Consider the following 17,271-nt stretch of genomic DNA (forward strand, 5'->3'; position numbering starts at 1 on the left):
AACATCGGCTTGGAAGCTGCCGCCTGTGTCTGCTTTGCAAGCGGCGCGATTTCTTTTTCTTGGCTCGGTTCCGGCTCTCGCAAAAAAGTCCCGATCGGTTGATTGATCCTCACATGCGGTGCCGCCGAATCGCCCGACGGGGACATGATGCCGACGGACCACCGAAGCAGACCGTCACGAGCGCCTCGTGACGGCTAACCGGAGGGAAGTTTCATGTTTTCGTTCGTGCGCAATGCGACGCTGTCGGCGTTATTGTGCCTTGGCGGGGTGACAGGCGCCCTGCAGCCGGCCGCGGCCCAGTCGGTGCAGTTCGAGATCGGCCCGTCCGGCAGCCGGGTCGTCGTCGGGCCGGATTGCTCCCGGGATCGCCGTGATCCGCGCTGCAGCCGCGACTGGCGTAGCAATGACGACGAATATGACGGCGGCTACCGCGGGGACTATCGCGGCGATCGCCGCGACCGCTATGGGCGCGACTGTTCGCCCGAGCAGGCCCTTAACAAGGCCGACCGCATGGGGCTGCGGCGCGCGCGCATCGAGACGGTCGGCCGTCGCTTCGTGGAAGTCAGCGGCCGCTCCGGCGGGCGCTGGGTGAGCGTGACCTTCGAGCGTGAGCGCGGCTGCCCGATCCTGCGCCGCTGACGGCGCAAGGATCCTCGAGAGCCGGTTTTCCATGGTTTCGCCGTCGCCGATGCGTGGCGGCGAAACAACACTTCGAACTTTATTTGCCGTTATCCGCAAAAGTTCTAACGGCTACGCCAACTTAGTGGCTAGATTGCCCCAAACGCCAAGAGTCCGGTGTAAACCACCGGATGCGCCTGTCGTTTCAGGAGTGAGGGGTAGTTTCATGATGGTCGATCGGGTCAGTCCCGTGCTTGCCGCGCTGGCTTGCTGTGGCCTGCTGGCGGCCAGTGGCTGTACGCGCACACCGGACGGTTCGATCGAATTCAGCCCTACCTACGTGCCGGGGACGCCGCATTGGTTCAAGCGCCAGTCGGCGACTGTCGTAGTCACGCCGGCAGCCTTCCCCGAACAGCCCCCGGCTCCTGCGCCGATCCCTGCTCCCTACAAGGCGGCCGCCAAGCCGCACAAGCCCACCAAGAAGGCGGCGCCGGCAGCCAAGCCGGCCACCCAGGCCGCGCCCAATCCGACACCGGATCCCGCTTCGATGGACTGCCATAACGTCACCGAGGCCGGCGGCCGGGTGAGATACGTCTGCAAATAGCCTCAAGTCGGAAAGATCAGGGGCCGGAGCAAGCCGGGTTGCTAGAGATCCGGCAGTTGCTGTCGCGTCCGAATTTATCTGCATAGTGCACCAGGCCGGCGAGCGTGCCGGCAAAGGCCACTGACAGCAGGAAGACTATTCCCATACGGGTAAGCGGCATATGCGTGAACTCCGATCCGACACCCCCGCCGGCTTTTCCGTTCCGCCTGTTGCATTCACTAAAACTTTATTCGGATTACCAAAGGCTTAATCGCCTCGGCCGCGGTGCGCAGAAATGCCGGCGCTGGCCGAATTTGGGCAAAAAGAAAGCCGCCTCTTGCGAGGCGGCTGTTGAGTAAGGGCACGGCGGGCGTAGAGGGGGATGTCGCCCGGCGCAGCCATAAAACACGCGGGCAAAAGAAAGGTTCCGAAAAAAATAGAAATTTTTCTTGGATCGTTTTTCGGAGGTTTTTGGGTGGCCGCGGAAGAGTTGCCACTGGGGCCGCTGTTCCTGCCTGCTACCATGCAAATTCTGCCGGGTGCGGCGGCTCGTCTCATTTGGGGGTGACGCTGTGTTCACACCCTTGGCAGAGGTTGTGGAGGAACTTCGGTTTCATTTGCCGGTTGCAGCACCCAAATAACAGCTGCAACTAATGGACTGCGACACGCGCATGGCACGCTGAGAACGCTGCGCCGTTCGATCGCAGCGGTGGACGCCGATCACATGCTGCACGATCTCGGCGCGCTGCTGGCAGTGGCAGAGCAAGAGGCGCTGAGCCGCCTGCGCGAAGCCGGGGGCTGATATAGGCTGTTATTCGGCGGCGAACTGCTCGTCGGCCAGATCGTCCGGAAGATTGGGATCGCCAGGCGCGGTCTCGCAGTCGAGATCGGGGAAGGCCACGACCCGGTTGCCGCGAAAATCCGTCCGTACCACCAGAAGCCCGCGCTCCTCGAAATAGGTGAGCACGCGCCGCGCCCGCCGCGCGGAGTGGGTGCCATAGGCGCGCGCCAGCGCCGCATCCGAGGGGCAGGGGGCGCCTGTGACAGCGGCCTGCGCGACGATGAGGAACACGCCCTGCACGTCCTCTGGCACGGTGGCTGAAAGCTCCAGCGCCTGCTGCCAGGTATCGCTGGAAGCGGTGTTGTTGTCGACGCCGGCACGCGCCACGGCAAGCCTGCGGCGGAATGCGGGCAGCGACAGGGGATCGCCCGGCACGCGGCGGATGCGGCAGCGGACGAGAAAATCCTGATAGAGGATGGCGTCGGAGCGGAAGGACGAATCCGCATCCTCCAGTATCTCCTTCAGCACCAGCTCGATGCGTTCCTCGCGGTCGGCCTCGTCGATGATGGCGAAGACCGGCTCGGCTGGCGCCTCAGGCGCGGGCTTGGGCTGCGAAAGCTGCGCGAGAATGTCGGCCGTGGGCGTCGGCGGAGGCGGCGTGGGCGTGCGCTTGACCATCGGGCGCCGTTCCTCCGGGCCAGGCGTGAAGATCAGATCGCTGGCGTCTTCGGGTGCGGTCTCGGGCAGCGGCATCAGCTTGGGGCTGGTTGAGCGCGCGGCGGTCTCGACCGAGCCGATGGTGACCTGTAGCGGCCGGCGCGCGATGGAGGGACCGAGCGCCACGAAATGGCCGCGGCCGAGATCGCGGAACATTTCCGCCTGGCGCTTTTCCATGCCGAGCAGGTCGGCCGCGCGGGCCATGTCGATGTCGAGGAAGGTGCGACCCATCAGGAAGTTCGACGCCTCGGCGGCGACGTTCTTGGCGAGCTTTGCCAGGCGCTGCGTGGCGATGACGCCGGCCAGGCCGCGCTTGCGGCCGCGGCACATCAGATTGGTCATGGCAGCCAGCGACAGGCGGCGAGCGTCGTCGGCGACTTCGCCGGCTGCGGCGGGCGCGAAGAGCTGCGCCTCGTCGACCACCACCAGAACCGGATACCAGTAGTCGCGCTCGGCATCGAACAGGCCGCCCAGAAAGGCGGCGGCGGCGCGCATCTGCTGGTCGACGTCGAGGCCCTCGAGGTTGAGCACGACCGAAACGCGGTGCTGGCGGATACGTGCGGCGATGCGGGTGAGCTCGGCTTCCGTGCGCGCGGCATCGACCACGACATGGCCGAACTTGTCGGCCAGCGAGACGAAGTCGCCCTCGGGATCGATGATGCATTGCTGCACCCAGGGCGCGCTCTGTTCGAGCAGGCGGCGCAGGAGGTGGGATTTGCCCGAGCCCGAATTGCCCTGCACGAGCAGGCGGGTCGCCAGCAATTCCTCGAGGTCGAGCATTGCAGCGGTTCCGTTGGGTCCCGAACCTATGTCAATGCCTACCTTCATTGCGCCTCCTCGACGCATCGGACGAGTTTTCTGGTTTTCGACGGTTCGCCCGCGGGGCGTGCGTGGTGAAGCGCGAGAGACTCACCTGAAGCCCTGCAAGCGCAGGCCTTCTTTAACATTCTGGCAGGGCGGTTGCGCAAGCCCGCGGCTGAAACCCACAGGTGAAAGGTCGCGCAGCGCTCAAGCGCTGCGCCGATACCCTTCGCTGGCGGTGAGCAGGCTGCGCGTGTAGTCCTGGTTCACCTTGCGCGCGGCAAGGTCGGCCGACGACAGCAGCTCTACCTCGCGCCCGTGCTGCATCACCATCAGCCGGTCGCACATATGGGTGACGACGGCGAGGTCATGGCTGACCATGACGAAGGTGAGCTTGCGGGCGGCGCGCACCTGTTCGAGCAGATTCAGCACCTCGGCCTGCACCGAGGCGTCGAGCGCCGAGGTCGGCTCGTCGAGGAGCAGGATGGACGGTTCGAGGATCAGTGCCCGGGCGATTGCCACGCGCTGGCGCTGGCCGCCGGACAGCTGGTGCGAATAGCGGAAGCGGAAGCTGGAGCCGAGGCCTACTTCGTCCAGTGCGCGCACGATGCGCCTTTCGGTGTCGTCGAAACCGTGGATATCGAGCGGCTCTAGGAGCAGCCGGTCGACCGTCTGGCGCGGGTGCAGCGACCCATAGGGGTCCTGGAACACCATCTGCACCTGGCGATAGAAGGCCTTGTCGCGCTTGGCGCCCAGCGGCTTGCCGTTCACCTCGACCTTGCCGCCGGTGACGGGCGCGAGGCCGGCCACCGCGCGCAGCAGCGTCGATTTGCCGGAACCGGATTCGCCGACCAGGCCGAAGGATTCGCCGGGCTTCACCTCCAGGCTGACGTCCTTCAACGCAACGAATTCGTCGAAGGCGACGCGGAGCTTGTCGATCGAAAGAGCCGAGGTCATAGCGCCCACTCCGGTTTGCGGTCGAGCACCGGCAGCGGGTGCCGGTCGGCGCCGATCTTGGGCATGCAGTTGAGCAGGCCGCGCGTATAGGGATGTTCGGCTTCGGTGAGCCGCGAGGCGGGCAGTTCCTCGACGATGCGGCCGGCATACATGACGATGACGCGGTCGCAGAAGGACGAGACCAGCCTGAGATCGTGCGAGACGAAGATCAGGCCCATGCCGCGCTCGGCCACCAGCCGGTTGAGGATGCCCAGCACTTCGAGCTGCACAGTGACGTCGAGAGCCGAGGTCGGCTCGTCGGCGATCAGCAGTTCGGGGCCTGCCACCAGCATCATGGCGATCATGGCGCGCTGGCCCATGCCGCCCGACACTTCATGCGGGTAGAGGTTGAAGACGCGCTCGGGATCGCGGATCTGCACCGCGGCCAGCATTTCCAGCGCGCGACGGCGCGCCTCGGCGCCGCCCACCGGCTCGTGCGCACGCAGCGCCTCGACGATCTGGCGGCCGATGGTCATCACCGGGTTCAGCGAATATTTCGGGTCCTGCAAGATCATGGCGATGCGCTTGCCGCGCATGGCGCGCCGCTCGGCGGTCGATACCTTCAGGAGATCGATGCCGTTGAAGTCGAGCTTCTTGGCGGTGATCTGGGCGTGCTCCGCCGTCAGGCCCATGATGGCGCGGCCGGTCTGTGACTTGCCGGAGCCGGATTCGCCGACGATACCCAACCGCTCCTTGCCGAGCGAGAAGGAGACGCCGCGCACGGCCTGAACCAGGCCGGTGCGGGTGGGGAAGGAGACGCGAAGGTCTTCTACTTGGAGAAGCGTGCTCATTGGCTGTTCCCCCGCGGATCAAGCGCATCGCGCAGGCCGTCGCCCAGAAGGTTGAAGCCGAGGCTGACGACGAGGATGGCGACGCCGGGCATGGCGGCCACCCACCACTGGTCGAGGATGAAGAGACGGCCCGAGGCGATCATGGCGCCCCATTCGGGCAGCGGCGGCTGCGCGCCGAGGCCGAGGAAGCCGAGGCCGGCGGCGGTCAGGATGATGCCCGCCATGTCGAGCGTGACGCGCACGATGAGCGACGAGATGCAGAGCGGCATGATGTGACGCAGCACGATGCGCCAGGGCGAGGCGCCCATCAGACGCACGGCCGAGATGTAGTCGGAATTGCGGACCGTCAGCGTCTCGGCACGCGCGATGCGGGCATAGGGCGGCCAGGAAGTGATGGCGATGGCGATGATGGCGTTGCCGATGCCAGGCCCGAGAGCCGCGACAAAGGCGAGCGCCAGCACCAGCTTGGGGAAGGCGAGGAAGATGTCGGTGATGCGCATCAGGACCGCATCCACCCAGCCGCCGGCATAGCCGGCCACGGTGCCGACGAGCAGCCCGATGGGCGCGGCGATGATCGCGACCAGCGCAACCACCTGCAAGGTGAGCCGCGAGCCGTAGATCAGGCGCGAAAGGATATCGCGGCCCTGGCCGTCGGTCCCCAGCCAGTGCTCGGCGCTCGGCGGCAGCAGGCGCGCCTTGGCCAGGTCGCCGATATAGGGCGAGTAGGGCGCGAGAAGCGGCGCGAAGGCCGCGACGAAGATCAGCGCCAGGATGATCAGCATGCCGATGACGGCCAGCTTGTTGGCCGTGAATCGGCGCCAGGTGACATAGGCGCGGCCGAGCCGGGCCTGCGTGCGAGACTGCGGCCTGTCGGTCAGCAGCCATTCGCGGCGGGACATTGCAAGTTCGCTCATCGTGCGCGCGTCCTTGGGTCGAGCATGCGGTAGAGCACGTCGGAAAGAAGATTGATGGCGATGAAGACCGAACCGATCACGATCGTGCCGCCGAGCACCGCGTTCATGTCGGCGTTCTGCAGCGAGTTGGTGATGTAGAGGCCAAGACCCGGCCAGGCGAAGACGGATTCGGTCAGCACCGAGCCCTCGAGCAGGCCGGCATAGGACAGCGCAATCACCGTGATCAGCGGCACGGCGGCATTGCGCAGCGCGTGGCCCCAGATGATGCGCCGTTCGGACAGGCCCTTGGCGCGCGCGGCGACGATGTATTCCTGATGCAGCTCGTTCAGCATGAAGGAGCGCGTCATGCGGCTGATATAGGCCAGCGAGAAATAGCCGAGCAGGGCTGCGGGCAGGATGATGTGGGCGAAGATGTCCCGGAACGCCGCCCAGTCGCGATTGAGGATCGCGTCGAGCAGGTAGAAGCCGGTGATCGGGGTGAAGGTGTATTCGAACACCACGTCGATGCGGCCGGGACCCGCGGTCCAGCCGAGCCGGGCGTAGAACACCAGAAGCCCGAGCAGCCCGAGCCAGAAGATCGGCACCGAATAGCCGACGAGCCCGATGACACGCACGACCTGGTCGGCAAGGCTGCCGCGCCTGACGGCGGCGAGCACGCCGAGCGGAATGCCGAAGGCGACGCCGATGATGGTGCCGACGGTGGCGAGCTCCATGGTGGCGGGGAAGACGCGACGGATGTCGGTCATCACAGGATTGGTGGTCAGCACCGAGGTGCCGAAATCGCCCGACAGCACGCCTTTCACATAGATAAAGAACTGCTGGTAGTAGGGCAGGTTGAGGCCCATCTCCTCCCGCACGCGGTCCATCACATGGGCGGGGGCGCGGTCGCCGACGATGGCCAGAACCGGGTCGATCGGCACGACGCGGCCGATGAAGAAGGTGACCGCCAGGAGGCCGAGATAAGTGGTTACCACGATCACCAGGAAGCTGGCGACCGAGGCGGCGATGGCATAGGCGCGCCGTTTGGCGCGCCCTGCCGTCTGTTGCGTTTCCGTGCTGCTCAACGGACTGGACCCTTCCGGGTCATTCCTTGGTCACGGGAGCGAGGAAGTTCGAGTCGAAGTTCGGCCCGAGCTTGTAGTTCTTGACGTTGCCGCGCACGCCGGCGACCTCGGTCTGCTGGAACAGCATCACGAAGGGGCTGTTGTCGAGCGCTTCCTGCTGCAGCTTCTGGTACATCTCGGCGCGCTTGGCGCTGTCGCGTTCCAGAAGGGCAGCCTTGGTCTGCTCGGTCAGCTGCGGAATGTCCCAGGCGTTGCGCCAGGCCAGCGTCTTGACCGTGCCGTCGTCGGCGTTGTTCGGGTTCGAGGTGAAGGTTTCCGCATTGGAGTTCGGATCCCAGTAGTCCATGCCCCACTGACCGATATACATGTCGTGGTTGCGGGCGCGGTACTTGGTCAGCGTCTGCTTGCCGTCGCCGGGGATGATCTCGATCTTCACGCCGGCCTCGCCAGCGGTCTGCTGGAAGGATTCGGCGATGCCGGTGACCGGCTGGCTGTTACGCACGTCGAAGGTTACCGAGAAGCCGTCCTTCAGGCCGGCCTTTTCCAGGAGTTCCTTGGCCTTGGCGACGTCGAACTTGTACGGGGAAGCCTCGAGAGCGCCGAGCACGCCCTTGGCCTGATAGGTCTGGCGGATCTCGCCGACGCCCTTGATGAGGGTCGAGCCGATCGCGTCATAGTCGACCAGATACTTGAACGCTTCGCGAACTTCGGGCTTCGAGAGGTTCGGGTTTTTCTGGTTGAGGCTGATGTAATAGACGGTGCCCTTGGGCGCGCTGGTGGTGGCCAGGTCGGCGTTCTTCGAAACCGCCTCAAGGTCACCCGGCTCGAGATTGCGGGCGATGTCGATGTCGCCGGCCTCGAGCATCAGGCGCTGGGTCGCGCTTTCCTTGACGTGGCGATAGATGACGCGGGCGAGCGCCGCCTTCTCGCCGTAGTAGTTGTCGTTGCGCTCCATCACGAGCACTTCGTTGGCGCGCCAGTCGCGGATCTTGAACGGGCCCGAGCCGGCATAGCCGGTCTTCATCCAGGCGTTGCCGAAATCGTTGTCGAACTTGTAGTCGTCGGACGGCGTGACCGGGGCCACGTGCTCCAGCACCAGCTTCTTGTCGACGACCGCGCCAACGGTGGCGGTGAGGCAGTTCAGCACAAAGCTCGGTGCGTAGGACTTGTCGACGGTGAAGACGAAGGTGTTCTCGTCGGCGGCCTTGGCCTTTTCGGTGACGTTGTCCTTGGTGAGGCCGAACTGGGTGAGGATGAAGGCCGGGCTCTTGTCGAGCTTGACGGCGCGCTCGAACGACCAGGCGACGTCCTCGGCGGTGATCGGGTTGCCGGAGGCGAACTTGAGGCCCGGCTTGAGCTTGAAGGTGTAGGTCAGGCCGTCGTCGGAAACGGTCCAGCTTTCGGCGACGCCGCCCTTGACCTTGGTGGTGTCGTCGATGTCGAGGCGCACCAGCATGTCATAGGCGTTGCCGAGGAATTCAGCGGGGCTGAGCTCGAAGGACTCGGCCGGGTCGAGGGTGATGGTGTCGTCGATGGCCCAGGCCTGCACCAGCGTGTCGGCCGGCGTGCCAGCCAAAGCCGGCGAGCCGGCATAGGCGATCATGGCAAGCGCCGCGCCCGCGAGCAGCGGACGGAAGCGCGCGTTCATTTTTCCCATAAACATGTCTCTGAATTCCCCCGTGTGTGACGAAGTGTTGTTGTCTGGAACCTGATCGATGCCGAGCCGCGTCGACATGGATCGGGTTCCACTCCTGGATGAATCACTTTCCTGCGGGAAAAAACAATCTCCCGCGGGAAGTGGTTCAAGCATTTTCGGTGTCGTGCCAGGCCGAGCGCAGCACGCGGAACCAGTTTTCGCGGCAGAGCTTGGCAAGCTCGGCGCCGCCATAGCCCGCCTTCTGCAGGGCGTCGACCAGGTTCTGGAGCCCGGCGGCGGTGCTGATCTCGCGCGGAATGAGCGCGCCATCGAAGTCCGAGCCGATGGCGACGCCATCGATGCCGAGCTTGTCGACGAGATAGTCGATGTGGCGCACCATGTCCGAAAGCGGCGTGTCGGCGTTCTCGCGGCCGTCGGCGCGCAGCATGGTGACGGCGAAGTTGAGGCCGACCAGGCCCTTGCTCTCGCGGATCGCGTCAAGCTGCTTGTCGGTGAGGTTGCGGGCCACAGGAACCAGCGCATGCGGGTTGGAGTGGCTGGCGACCAGCGGCTGGTCGGAAAGCTCGGCGACGTCCCAAAAACCCTTTTCGGTGATGTGCGACAGGTCGATGAGGATGCCGAGGCGGTTGCACTCCTTGACCAGCTCGCGGCCGATGTCGGTGAGGCCGGGGCCGGTGTCGGGGCTCATCGGATAGGCGAACGGAACGCCGTGGCCGAAAATGTTGTTGCGGCTCCAGACCGGGCCGAGCGAGCGCAGGCCGGCGGCATGGAACACTTCAAGCGCGGTGAGGTCGGCGTCGATCGCCTCGCAGCCTTCCATGTGGAGCACGGCGGCGAATTTGTCGTCGGCGAGCGCGTTGTCGATGTCGGCCATGGTGCGGCACAGCCGCCAGCTGCCGGCGCGCTCAAGCCGCAGTGCGATCGCGGCCATTTCCATGGCGATGTCGAGCGAGGGCGCGCGTTCGAGCGGCTCCGAAAGCGGCGTCACATAGTGGCCGTCGGCATCGGGCTCCTTGAGCACCAGATCGCCCGAGGGGATGTAGATGGCGCAGAGGCCGCCGGCGAGCCCGCCCGCCTTGGCGCGCGGCAGGTCGATATGACCCTTGTCGGTTCCTTCGGTGAATTCGGCGACGGCATCGCCACCCTTCTTCTCGTTCTGCCACAGGCGCAGCAGGACGTCATTATGGCCGTCGAAAACAGCGTGCATCAAAAACCCCGGTCTGAGGACCGCCCAAGATTATCGCCCCGCCGTTTGCCGCATTCGCGGTCGGCGTATTTGAAAGGGGTGGCGGTCCTTTTCGGGGGCCGATCAATGCAGAAGGATCGGGCAAGATCAAGAGGCAAGAATCGCACAGTAACAATCTGCCGTAACGGAAGACACCCGGCAGGGCCGGGTGCCGTTGCGTCAGAAAATCAGGCGGCGCTTGCGTCCCAGACGACCGGGAACCAGTCTTCCCGCAGCTTCTGGCCGTGCTTCATGTCGTGGCCGGTATAGGGCGGCGAGGTGCGGCCGGGGCGCTCGACATAATGGGCGTCGTCGCCCACCCAGCGCAGCGACAGCACGCGGCGGCGGCTGGAGGCCGGGTTGCCGCGCGCGCCATGGGCGGTGCGGAAGTCGAACAGCACGGCATCGCCCGGCTCCATCTCCCATTCCAGCACCTTCATTGCCGGGTCGTTGTCCGGGTCGGGCACGGGGCGATAGTCGCCTTCGCCGGCATAGAAGTTGCTGTCGTCGAGCCAGCGAACCGGGAGCACCAGCTTGTCCCATTTGTGCGAGCCGGCGACGAGCCGCAACGTCGCCTCCTTCACCGGGTCGATCGGAATCCAGAAGCTGACGGTCTGGCTGCCGTCGACGAAATAGTAGGGGATGTCCTGGTGCCAGGGCGTCGGCTTTTGCGTGCCCGGCTCCTTGACCAGCACATGGTCGTGGAAGAACTGCGCGGTTTGCGACTGCATGACGCCTGCGGCAATCGCGGCTGCAGGCGATTCGCGCACCACCTGCACGAATTCGGGGATGCGCTCCCAGTTGCAGTAGTCGTCGAAGAAGCTGCCGACGCCGCCCGCAATATCGACGGCGGTGGCGCTTCTTTCGCGCATGTTGCGCTCGATGCCTTCGGCGATGACATCGACCCAGTCCTTGAAGGCGCCGCGGATGCAGACGGCGCCGTCGCGCTGGTAGTCGGCGATGATTTCGGGGCTGAGGGAATATGGGGCGGGCTTCATGGCTTTCTCCGCTTTGAAACTGCCTTGACTATCGCGCGCCTTCGTCATCGGTTAAAATAATAAGTATTGATGTCAAATATAGGCATTTCATATGAGTTACTCGCTGAGCCAGCTTCGCTATGCGGTGGCGGCGGCGCGCCATGAAAGCATCAGCGCAGCCGCTCGCGAGCTCAACGTCTCACAGCCCTCGGTCTCGGTGGCGATCAGCCAGATCGAGGAGCGGACGGGACAAAAACTGTTCGTGCGCCAGCGCGGCGCGGGTATTGCGCTGACGCCGTTCGGCCAGGCCTTCATGCTGAAGGCCAAGGTCGTGCTGGACGATGTCGACGATCTCGATGCCCTGGCGCGCGGCAAGGCGGCGGTGGGCGGCGATCTGGTGCTGGGCTGCTTCCAGGACCTGGCGCCGCATTTTGCGCCGGCACTCATCCGGCGCATGGCCGAGCTGCATCCGGGCGTGCGCATCAGCGTGAGCGAGGAGCGCTTCGAGACGCTGGAAAAGCGGCTCGGCGAGGCCGCGGTGGATATAGCGCTGACCTATGATCTCGGCCTGCCGATCAACGCGGCGCGCGTCCTCTTGAGCGAGCTGGCGCCGCATGCGCTGCTGGCAGCCAGCCATCCGCTGGCGCGGCTGGAACGGGTCAGCCTGGCCGAGTTGGCCCGGGAGCCGCTGATCGTGACCGACCAGCCCTACAGCTGGCAGCATATGCTGGACCTGTTCCGTGCCTTCGGTCACGCGCCAGCGGTGGCCGCCAAGACGCGATCCTTCGAGCTGCAGCGCAGCATGGTGGCGAACGGTTTCGGCGTGGCCATTTCCTATACGCGGCCGGCGGTCGACCGCAGCTATGACGGCCAGCGCCTCGTCTGTCGGCCGCTCAGCGAGCCGGTGCCGCTGCAACGCATCATCATTGCCCATGACGCGCGCCAACGGCTGTCGAAGGCGGCGACCGCCTTCATCGAGGTAGCGAAGGACTGGTTTTCAAAGCGCGAGCCGTTTTCGCCCGTTGAGGAAGCGAGCTGACGGCCGGCTATTCGTCATCGTCGCCGCCGTCGAGCGGCTTCCACGAATGCGGTTCGATCTTCCTTTGAGTATGGGAATCGACGAAGGCCCACCAGCCGATATCGTTGGCGTCGCTATCGCCGCCGAGCGCATGCAGCATTTCGGCCGAGCGGTACTGCGCGATGGATTCGTTCTCCTGCCCGTCGGCGTCGGTCCAGAAGACGCGGACCTTGCTGCCGTTCCTCGGCGCGGTGGCGATCGGCATGGCATTCGGCATGGACGGCTCTCCTTCCTGCCTGATGAATTATGGCCGATTTCGCCAACGGCAATGCGGTCCGCACGCTTCGGCGGCAAATCAATAAGGTTAGCCAATCGTTAAGGCTTGTGCGACAGAATTGCCACAACCGCCCGTCGTGGTGGTTCGGCCGCGACGTGGCGGGGTGGGGGAAACATGATGGATATGGCAGGCGTCGAAGGATCGCCCGCGCTTGGAGGAGCGCAGTCGGATCTGGCACGTGTGCTCGACGCCATGAATATGGGCGTCGTGCTTTTGGATGCCGAACTGCGGGCCGAGATCGTCAATAAGGAATTCTACCGCATCTGGAACGTGTCGCCGAAGGATGTCGGCGCGGGCTCGCCGTTCCTGGCGCTCTTGGAGATCAGCCGCTACGACGGCGTCTATACGGTCGCCGACGGAGAGTGGGAGGGCTACGCCGCCCACCGGATGGCTGAGATCCGGGCAGGCGATGTGGCGCCGCGCGAGTTCAAGCGCGCCGACGGCCGCACGCTGATCTATTCGGTGACGGCGCTTTCCGGTGGCCGGCGGCTCGTCAGTTATTACGACATCACCCAGATGAAGGACCGCGAGACGCAGCTGGGGGATGCGCTGAACAAGGCGCACCTTGCCGAGGTGGTCATCAACGGCATCAAGGACCCGATCTTCGTCAAGGATTCGGAGCTGCGCTTCGTCTTCGTCAACGAGGCCTTTTCGTCGCTGTTCCGCTGCCAGCCGCAGGAGATGTTGGGCCGGACCTATCGCGAATTCGTCGACACTACAGATGCCAAGCGCTACGAGGGGACCGAGCGGCAGGTTCTGGCGACCGGCGAGCTTTTCGAGGTCGAGCAGAGTTTTGCCCACAAGGGCAGGACGCGGACGCGCATCGTGCGCAAGACACGCATCAGCCCCGATGGCAAGCAGAACTATGTAGCCGGCTTCCTGTTCGACGTCACCGAGATCAAGACGCGCGAGAACGAGGCCGAGGAAGCGCGGCTGCGGCTGGCCAATGTGCTTGAATCGTTGCCGGCCGGCGTCATCATCTACGACCGCGAAGACCGCTTTGTGCTGGCCAACCGCATGCTGCAGGACGGCCTGCCCCTGATGCAGGACGCCTGGGTTCATGGCCGTCCGCTGCGCTATGCAATCGAGCTGGCGCACGATGCGGGCTATTTCCGGGACACCGGCGATACGGTTCTGGACGCGCTCTACGATACCGACCGCGAAGCCTGGATAACGGGCTACATGGGGCGCTACTACGCCCGGCATGTCGTCTCGGAGCGCCTCAATCCAGATGGCCGCTGGCTGAAAGCCTTCGACACACGCACAGAGGACGGCAACTATATCGGCGTGCGCGTCGATATCACCGAGCTGAAGACGCGCGAGAAGGCGCTGCGCGACAGCATGCGCCAGATCGAGCTCTACCGCCATGTGCTCGACGAGCTACCGGTGTCGGCCTACGTCAAGAACGCCGATCTCGCCTTCGAATTCGTCAACCAGCTGTGGTGCAGCTTCGGCGGCAAGACCAAGGAAGAGGCCATCGGCCGCACCGACCGCGACTTCTTCGGCGACGAGGGGCAGGGCTTTGCCGAGCGTGACCTGGAGGTGCTGCGCAGCGGCGAACTCAACGAGGTCGAGGAAACGCTGACGCATCCCGACGGCACCGTCCGCCATCTCATAGCCAAGAAAAGCCGGCTCATTTCCGGCGACGGTTCGGTGCATCTCATCGGCTCCAGCACCGACATTACCGAACTCAAGCAGCGCGAGACGGAACTGCAGGAAGCGCAGCGGCGCGCCGTGCTGGCCGACCGCGCCAAGTCCGAATTTTTGGCCAATATGAGCCACGAAATCCGCACGCCGATGAACGGCGTGCTCGGCATGGCCGAACTGCTGGCCAAGTCCGATCTCGACCCCAAGCAGCGCACATTTACCGACATCATCGTCAAGTCGGGCAATGCGCTGCTGACGATCATCAACGACATCCTCGACTTTTCCAAGATCGACGCGGGCCAGATGGTGCTCGACCCTGCGCCCTTCAACCTCGCCGAAGCGATCGAGGACGTCGCGACGCTGGTCTCGACGCGGGCCAAGGAAAAGGACCTCGAGCTCATCGTTCACGTCGCGCCGGGCCTCAACGATCTCTTCGTCGGCGATGTCGGCCGCATCCGCCAGATCATCACCAATCTGGTCGGCAATGCGGTGAAGTTCACCGATGCCGGCCATGTGCTGATCGATGTGACCGGCGAGACGGTGAATGGCGTCGCCAATCTGCACATTGCGGTCACCGACACCGGCATCGGCATACCGTCCGACAAGCTCGATCTTGTCTTCGACAAGTTCAGCCAGGTCGATTCCTCGTCCACGCGCCGGCACGAGGGCACAGGGCTCGGTCTTGCCATCACCTCGCGGCTCGTCGATCTGATGGGCGGCAAGATCGGCGTCGAAAGCACCGAGGGCAAGGGCTCGACCTTCTGGTTCACGCTTTCCCTGCCCAATGCCGGCCGGCCAGAAGGGCGCCGCACCACGCCGATCGACGTGACCGGTGCGCGCGTCCTCGTCGTCGACGACAATGCGGTGAACCGCGCGATCCTGCTGGAGCAGATGGCCTCCTGGGGCTTTGACGCCTGCGCCGCGCAGAGCGGACCCGAAGGCCTCAAGGTACTGCATGCGGCCGCTTCGATCGGCGTTGCGGTCGACTGCATCGTGCTCGACTTCCAGATGCCCGGCATGACCGGGGCGGAAATGGCGCGCATCGTACGCTCCACGCCGGCGATCGCCAGGACCCCGATCGTCATGCTGACCTCGGTCGATCAGTCGTTGGCTCAGATCAGCTACCGCGACCTCGCCATAGAGGCGCAGCTGATCAAGCCGGCGCGCTCATCGACTCTGCTCGAGGCGCTCGTCACCACCATCCAGCGCAACCGCGCGGCGGCCGCGCCGCAGCAGATAGCGGCAAAGCCGGACGTGACTATTGTGGCCACGCCGGCCCCGCAGCCTGCCGCCGCGCGACCACGCCGCCCGGCGATGCGGGCCGAAGGCCATGCGGTCGATATCCTCGTGGCCGAGGACAACGAGGTCAATCAGCTCGTCTTCACCCAGATCCTGGGCGAGACGGCCTACACCTTCGAGATCGTCGGCAACGGCCGCAAGGCAATCGCCGCCCATCGCGAGATGAACCCGCGCATGATCCTCATGGACGTCTCGATGCCCGAGATGAACGGGCTCGAGGCGACGGGCGCGATCCGCGAGCTGGAAGCTTCCGCCGGCCGTCATGTGCCGATCGTCGGCGTCACCGCGCATGCGCTGAAGGGCGATCGCGAACGCTGCCTGGAGGCGGGCATGGACGACTATCTCTCCAAGCCGATCAGCCCCAAGGCGCTGCTCGAAAAGCTGGAGCGCTGGATGGCTGAGGACGATGAAGAACGCGCCGCCGGCTGATGCCGAGACGAGCCTTGCCCTTTAGCCGGAGCCCGAGCGGGAAATAAGCTGTCAAAAACCGCTCTGCGAGGCCTGCCGGTTGGCGGCCTCGCCAAAGGCGAACACAAGCCTGTGATAAAAAGAATCCGGCCCGGAAAACAACCTGCGGGTGTGCACCTGTCCGGCTAAATGATTGATTCTTCCGCTCAAGTCGGAGCGTCTCGCGGCTGGACCGAATTCGATGTCGGAAGCCGTTACCTGGCTGACACCAAACTGTCATGTGACTGTTACAAACCGGCGGTAAGCCCCTCCCGACGCGAGAAAGCGTTGCAAGACCATTTCCGACAGGAGCCAGGTTCATGACCAGATTTTTCCTCACGGCGTCGGCCGCTGCGATCGCGCTTGCCGCGTCCGTAGGCTACGCCGCTGCCCGCGACCAGATCCAGGTCGCCGGTTCGTCCACCGTGCTGCCCTATGCGAAGATCGTTGCCGAGAACTTCGGTGAGACCTTCACCAACTTCAAGACCCCGGTGGTCGAGTCGGGCGGTTCGGGCGCTGGCATCAAGGAATTCTGCAAGGGCGTGGGCGAGAACACCATCGACATCGCCAACTCCTCGCGCAAGATCAAGGACGACGAAGTGAAGTCCTGCGCCGACGCCGGCGTCAAGGACATCCAGGAAGTCAGGATCGGCTATGACGGCATCGTCTTCGCCACCGACATCAATGGTCCGGATTGGGCGCTGACCCCTGCCGACGTCTACAAGGCCCTGGCCGCCCAGATCGTCGTCGACGGCAAGCTGGTCGCCAACCCGAACACCAAGTGGAACCAGGTCAACCCGAACCTGCCCGATTGGGACATCGCCGCCTACATCCCGGGCGAGAAGCACGGCACCCGTGAAGTCTTCGAAGAGAAGCTGCTCGCGGCCGGCTGCAAGTCGACCGGCGCGCTCGACGCCATCAAGGCCGCCGGCCAGGACGACAAGGCTGCCGCCAAGACCTGCATCGCGGTCCGCAAGGACGGCAAGGCCATCGACATCGACGGCGACTACACCGAGACCCTGGCTCGCATCGATGCCAACAAGACCGGCGTCGGCGTGTTCGGCCTCTCCTTCTACGAAAACAACGCCGACAAGCTGAAGGTCGCCACCGTCTCCGACGTCAAGCCGTCGACCGAGACCATCGCCAAGGGCGAGTATCCGGTGTCGCGTCCGCTGTTCTTCTACGTCAAGAAGGCTCACCTCGGCGTCGTTCCGGGCCTGAAGGAATATGTCGACTTCTTCCTGAACGACCAGATGATCGGTCCGGACAGCCCGCTGGCCGAGTATGGTTTGGTTGCTGCCCCGGAGAGCGAGCGCAAGGAACAGCGCGAAGCTTTCGACGCTGGCAAGACCATGTAATGATGCTTACGGCTTCGGGGTGCGCGATCCGGCGTGCCCCG

15 protein-coding genes are annotated in these 17,271 nt (G+C 64.7%); 6 read left to right on the plus strand and 9 right to left on the minus strand.

The features are described 5' to 3' along the window. Nucleotides 1-213 precede the first annotated feature (213 nt). The 3 genes from C7I85_RS17070 (at nucleotide 214) to C7I85_RS30580 (ending at nucleotide 1,769) form a co-directional block, all read left to right on the plus strand. Nucleotides 214-639, plus strand: a complete 426-nt coding sequence (locus tag C7I85_RS17070; RefSeq protein ID WP_106725210.1) for a hypothetical protein — start codon at nucleotides 214-216, stop codon at nucleotides 637-639. 205 nt (nucleotides 640-844) lie between these two features. Beyond that, nucleotides 845-1,222: a hypothetical protein gene (locus C7I85_RS17075; RefSeq protein WP_106725211.1), complete on the plus strand. Its 378-nt coding sequence runs from the start codon at nucleotides 845-847 to the stop codon at nucleotides 1,220-1,222. Between the two features lie 361 nt (nucleotides 1,223-1,583). Further along, nucleotides 1,584-1,769: a hypothetical protein gene (locus tag C7I85_RS30580; protein WP_146148893.1), complete on the plus strand. Its 186-nt coding sequence runs from the start codon at nucleotides 1,584-1,586 to the stop codon at nucleotides 1,767-1,769. Between the two features lie 243 nt (nucleotides 1,770-2,012). On the opposite strand, the gene C7I85_RS17080 is transcribed toward C7I85_RS30580, so the two are convergent. The 8 genes from C7I85_RS17080 to C7I85_RS17115 all read right to left on the minus strand — a co-directional run bounded on the left by C7I85_RS17080 (nucleotide 2,013) and on the right by C7I85_RS17115 (nucleotide 11,145). Further along, nucleotides 2,013-3,527 carry an ATP-binding protein gene (locus C7I85_RS17080; RefSeq protein WP_106725212.1) on the minus strand — a complete coding sequence of 505 codons (1,515 nt, stop codon included), beginning with the start codon at nucleotides 3,525-3,527 and terminating at the stop codon, nucleotides 2,013-2,015. Between the two features lie 180 nt (nucleotides 3,528-3,707). Next, a complete protein-coding gene (locus C7I85_RS17085) occupies nucleotides 3,708-4,457 on the minus strand; it encodes an ABC transporter ATP-binding protein (protein ID WP_106725213.1) in 750 nt (249 codons plus the stop codon). Next, a complete protein-coding gene (locus C7I85_RS17090) occupies nucleotides 4,454-5,287 on the minus strand; it encodes an ABC transporter ATP-binding protein (RefSeq protein ID WP_106725214.1) in 834 nt (277 codons plus the stop codon). The genes C7I85_RS17085 and C7I85_RS17090 overlap by 4 nt, the downstream gene beginning before the upstream one ends. Further along, nucleotides 5,284-6,201 (minus strand): nickel transporter permease, encoded by a 918-nt coding sequence (gene nikC / locus C7I85_RS17095; protein ID WP_106725215.1) that lies wholly within the window; start codon nucleotides 6,199-6,201, stop codon nucleotides 5,284-5,286. Before nikC ends, C7I85_RS17090 begins: the two co-directional genes overlap by 4 nt. Beyond that, a complete protein-coding gene (locus C7I85_RS17100) occupies nucleotides 6,198-7,265 on the minus strand; it encodes an ABC transporter permease (protein WP_106725216.1) in 1,068 nt (355 codons plus the stop codon). The genes nikC and C7I85_RS17100 overlap by 4 nt, the downstream gene beginning before the upstream one ends. A gap of 19 nt (nucleotides 7,266-7,284) precedes the next feature. Continuing rightward, nucleotides 7,285-8,928, minus strand: coding sequence for an ABC transporter substrate-binding protein (locus C7I85_RS17105; protein ID WP_106725355.1), 1,644 nt, complete (start codon nucleotides 8,926-8,928; stop codon nucleotides 7,285-7,287). Nucleotides 8,929-9,067: 139 nt separating this feature from the next. Next, nucleotides 9,068-10,129, minus strand: a complete 1,062-nt coding sequence (locus C7I85_RS17110; protein ID WP_106725217.1) for a dipeptidase — start codon at nucleotides 10,127-10,129, stop codon at nucleotides 9,068-9,070. A 206-nt stretch (nucleotides 10,130-10,335) separates the two neighbouring features. Then, nucleotides 10,336-11,145, minus strand: coding sequence for a phytanoyl-CoA dioxygenase family protein (locus C7I85_RS17115; protein ID WP_106725218.1), 810 nt, complete (start codon nucleotides 11,143-11,145; stop codon nucleotides 10,336-10,338). A gap of 91 nt (nucleotides 11,146-11,236) precedes the next feature. Here C7I85_RS17115 and C7I85_RS17120 point away from each other — a divergent pair, with 91 nt between their 5' ends. Next, complete coding sequence (locus C7I85_RS17120) at nucleotides 11,237-12,163, plus strand: LysR family transcriptional regulator (RefSeq protein ID WP_106725219.1); 927 nt, start codon at nucleotides 11,237-11,239, stop codon at nucleotides 12,161-12,163. 7 nt (nucleotides 12,164-12,170) lie between these two features. On the opposite strand, the gene C7I85_RS17125 is transcribed toward C7I85_RS17120, so the two are convergent. Next, the gene (locus C7I85_RS17125) at nucleotides 12,171-12,419 is read right to left on the minus strand and encodes a hypothetical protein (RefSeq protein ID WP_106725220.1); all 249 of its coding nucleotides are present in this window, start codon (nucleotides 12,417-12,419) and stop codon (nucleotides 12,171-12,173) included. A 177-nt stretch (nucleotides 12,420-12,596) separates the two neighbouring features. Here C7I85_RS17125 and C7I85_RS17130 point away from each other — a divergent pair, with 177 nt between their 5' ends. Next, on the plus strand, nucleotides 12,597-15,854 hold the full coding sequence (locus C7I85_RS17130) for a PAS domain-containing hybrid sensor histidine kinase/response regulator (RefSeq protein WP_106725221.1): 3,258 nt from the start codon (nucleotides 12,597-12,599) through the stop codon (nucleotides 15,852-15,854). A gap of 338 nt (nucleotides 15,855-16,192) precedes the next feature. Further along, nucleotides 16,193-17,230: a PstS family phosphate ABC transporter substrate-binding protein gene (locus C7I85_RS17135; protein ID WP_106725222.1), complete on the plus strand. Its 1,038-nt coding sequence runs from the start codon at nucleotides 16,193-16,195 to the stop codon at nucleotides 17,228-17,230. The last annotated feature ends 41 nt before the right edge of the window (nucleotides 17,231-17,271 follow it).

Source organism: Pseudaminobacter soli (ex Li et al. 2025) (assembly GCF_003012705.1).
GTDB classification, from domain to species: Bacteria; Pseudomonadota; Alphaproteobacteria; order Rhizobiales; family Rhizobiaceae; genus Pseudaminobacter; species Pseudaminobacter soli.

Coding starts and splice junctions, on each gene's coding strand:
- C7I85_RS17125 (WP_106725220.1), bottom strand. CDS start 12,419: ATGCCGAATGCCATGCCGATCGCCACCGCGCCGAGGAACGGCAGCAAG.
- C7I85_RS30580 (WP_146148893.1), top strand. CDS start 1,584: ATGTCGCCCGGCGCAGCCATAAAACACGCGGGCAAAAGAAAGGTTCCG.
- C7I85_RS17085 (WP_106725213.1), bottom strand. CDS start 4,457: ATGACCTCGGCTCTTTCGATCGACAAGCTCCGCGTCGCCTTCGACGAA.
- C7I85_RS17110 (WP_106725217.1), bottom strand. CDS start 10,129: ATGCACGCTGTTTTCGACGGCCATAATGACGTCCTGCTGCGCCTGTGG.
- C7I85_RS17130 (WP_106725221.1), top strand. CDS start 12,597: ATGGATATGGCAGGCGTCGAAGGATCGCCCGCGCTTGGAGGAGCGCAG.
- C7I85_RS17090 (WP_106725214.1), bottom strand. CDS start 5,287: ATGAGCACGCTTCTCCAAGTAGAAGACCTTCGCGTCTCCTTCCCCACC.
- nikC (WP_106725215.1), bottom strand. CDS start 6,201: ATGAGCGAACTTGCAATGTCCCGCCGCGAATGGCTGCTGACCGACAGG.
- C7I85_RS17070 (WP_106725210.1), top strand. CDS start 214: ATGTTTTCGTTCGTGCGCAATGCGACGCTGTCGGCGTTATTGTGCCTT.
- C7I85_RS17115 (WP_106725218.1), bottom strand. CDS start 11,145: ATGAAGCCCGCCCCATATTCCCTCAGCCCCGAAATCATCGCCGACTAC.
- C7I85_RS17120 (WP_106725219.1), top strand. CDS start 11,237: ATGAGTTACTCGCTGAGCCAGCTTCGCTATGCGGTGGCGGCGGCGCGC.
- C7I85_RS17135 (WP_106725222.1), top strand. CDS start 16,193: ATGACCAGATTTTTCCTCACGGCGTCGGCCGCTGCGATCGCGCTTGCC.
- C7I85_RS17080 (WP_106725212.1), bottom strand. CDS start 3,527: ATGAAGGTAGGCATTGACATAGGTTCGGGACCCAACGGAACCGCTGCA.
- C7I85_RS17105 (WP_106725355.1), bottom strand. CDS start 8,928: ATGTTTATGGGAAAAATGAACGCGCGCTTCCGTCCGCTGCTCGCGGGC.
- C7I85_RS17075 (WP_106725211.1), top strand. CDS start 845: ATGATGGTCGATCGGGTCAGTCCCGTGCTTGCCGCGCTGGCTTGCTGT.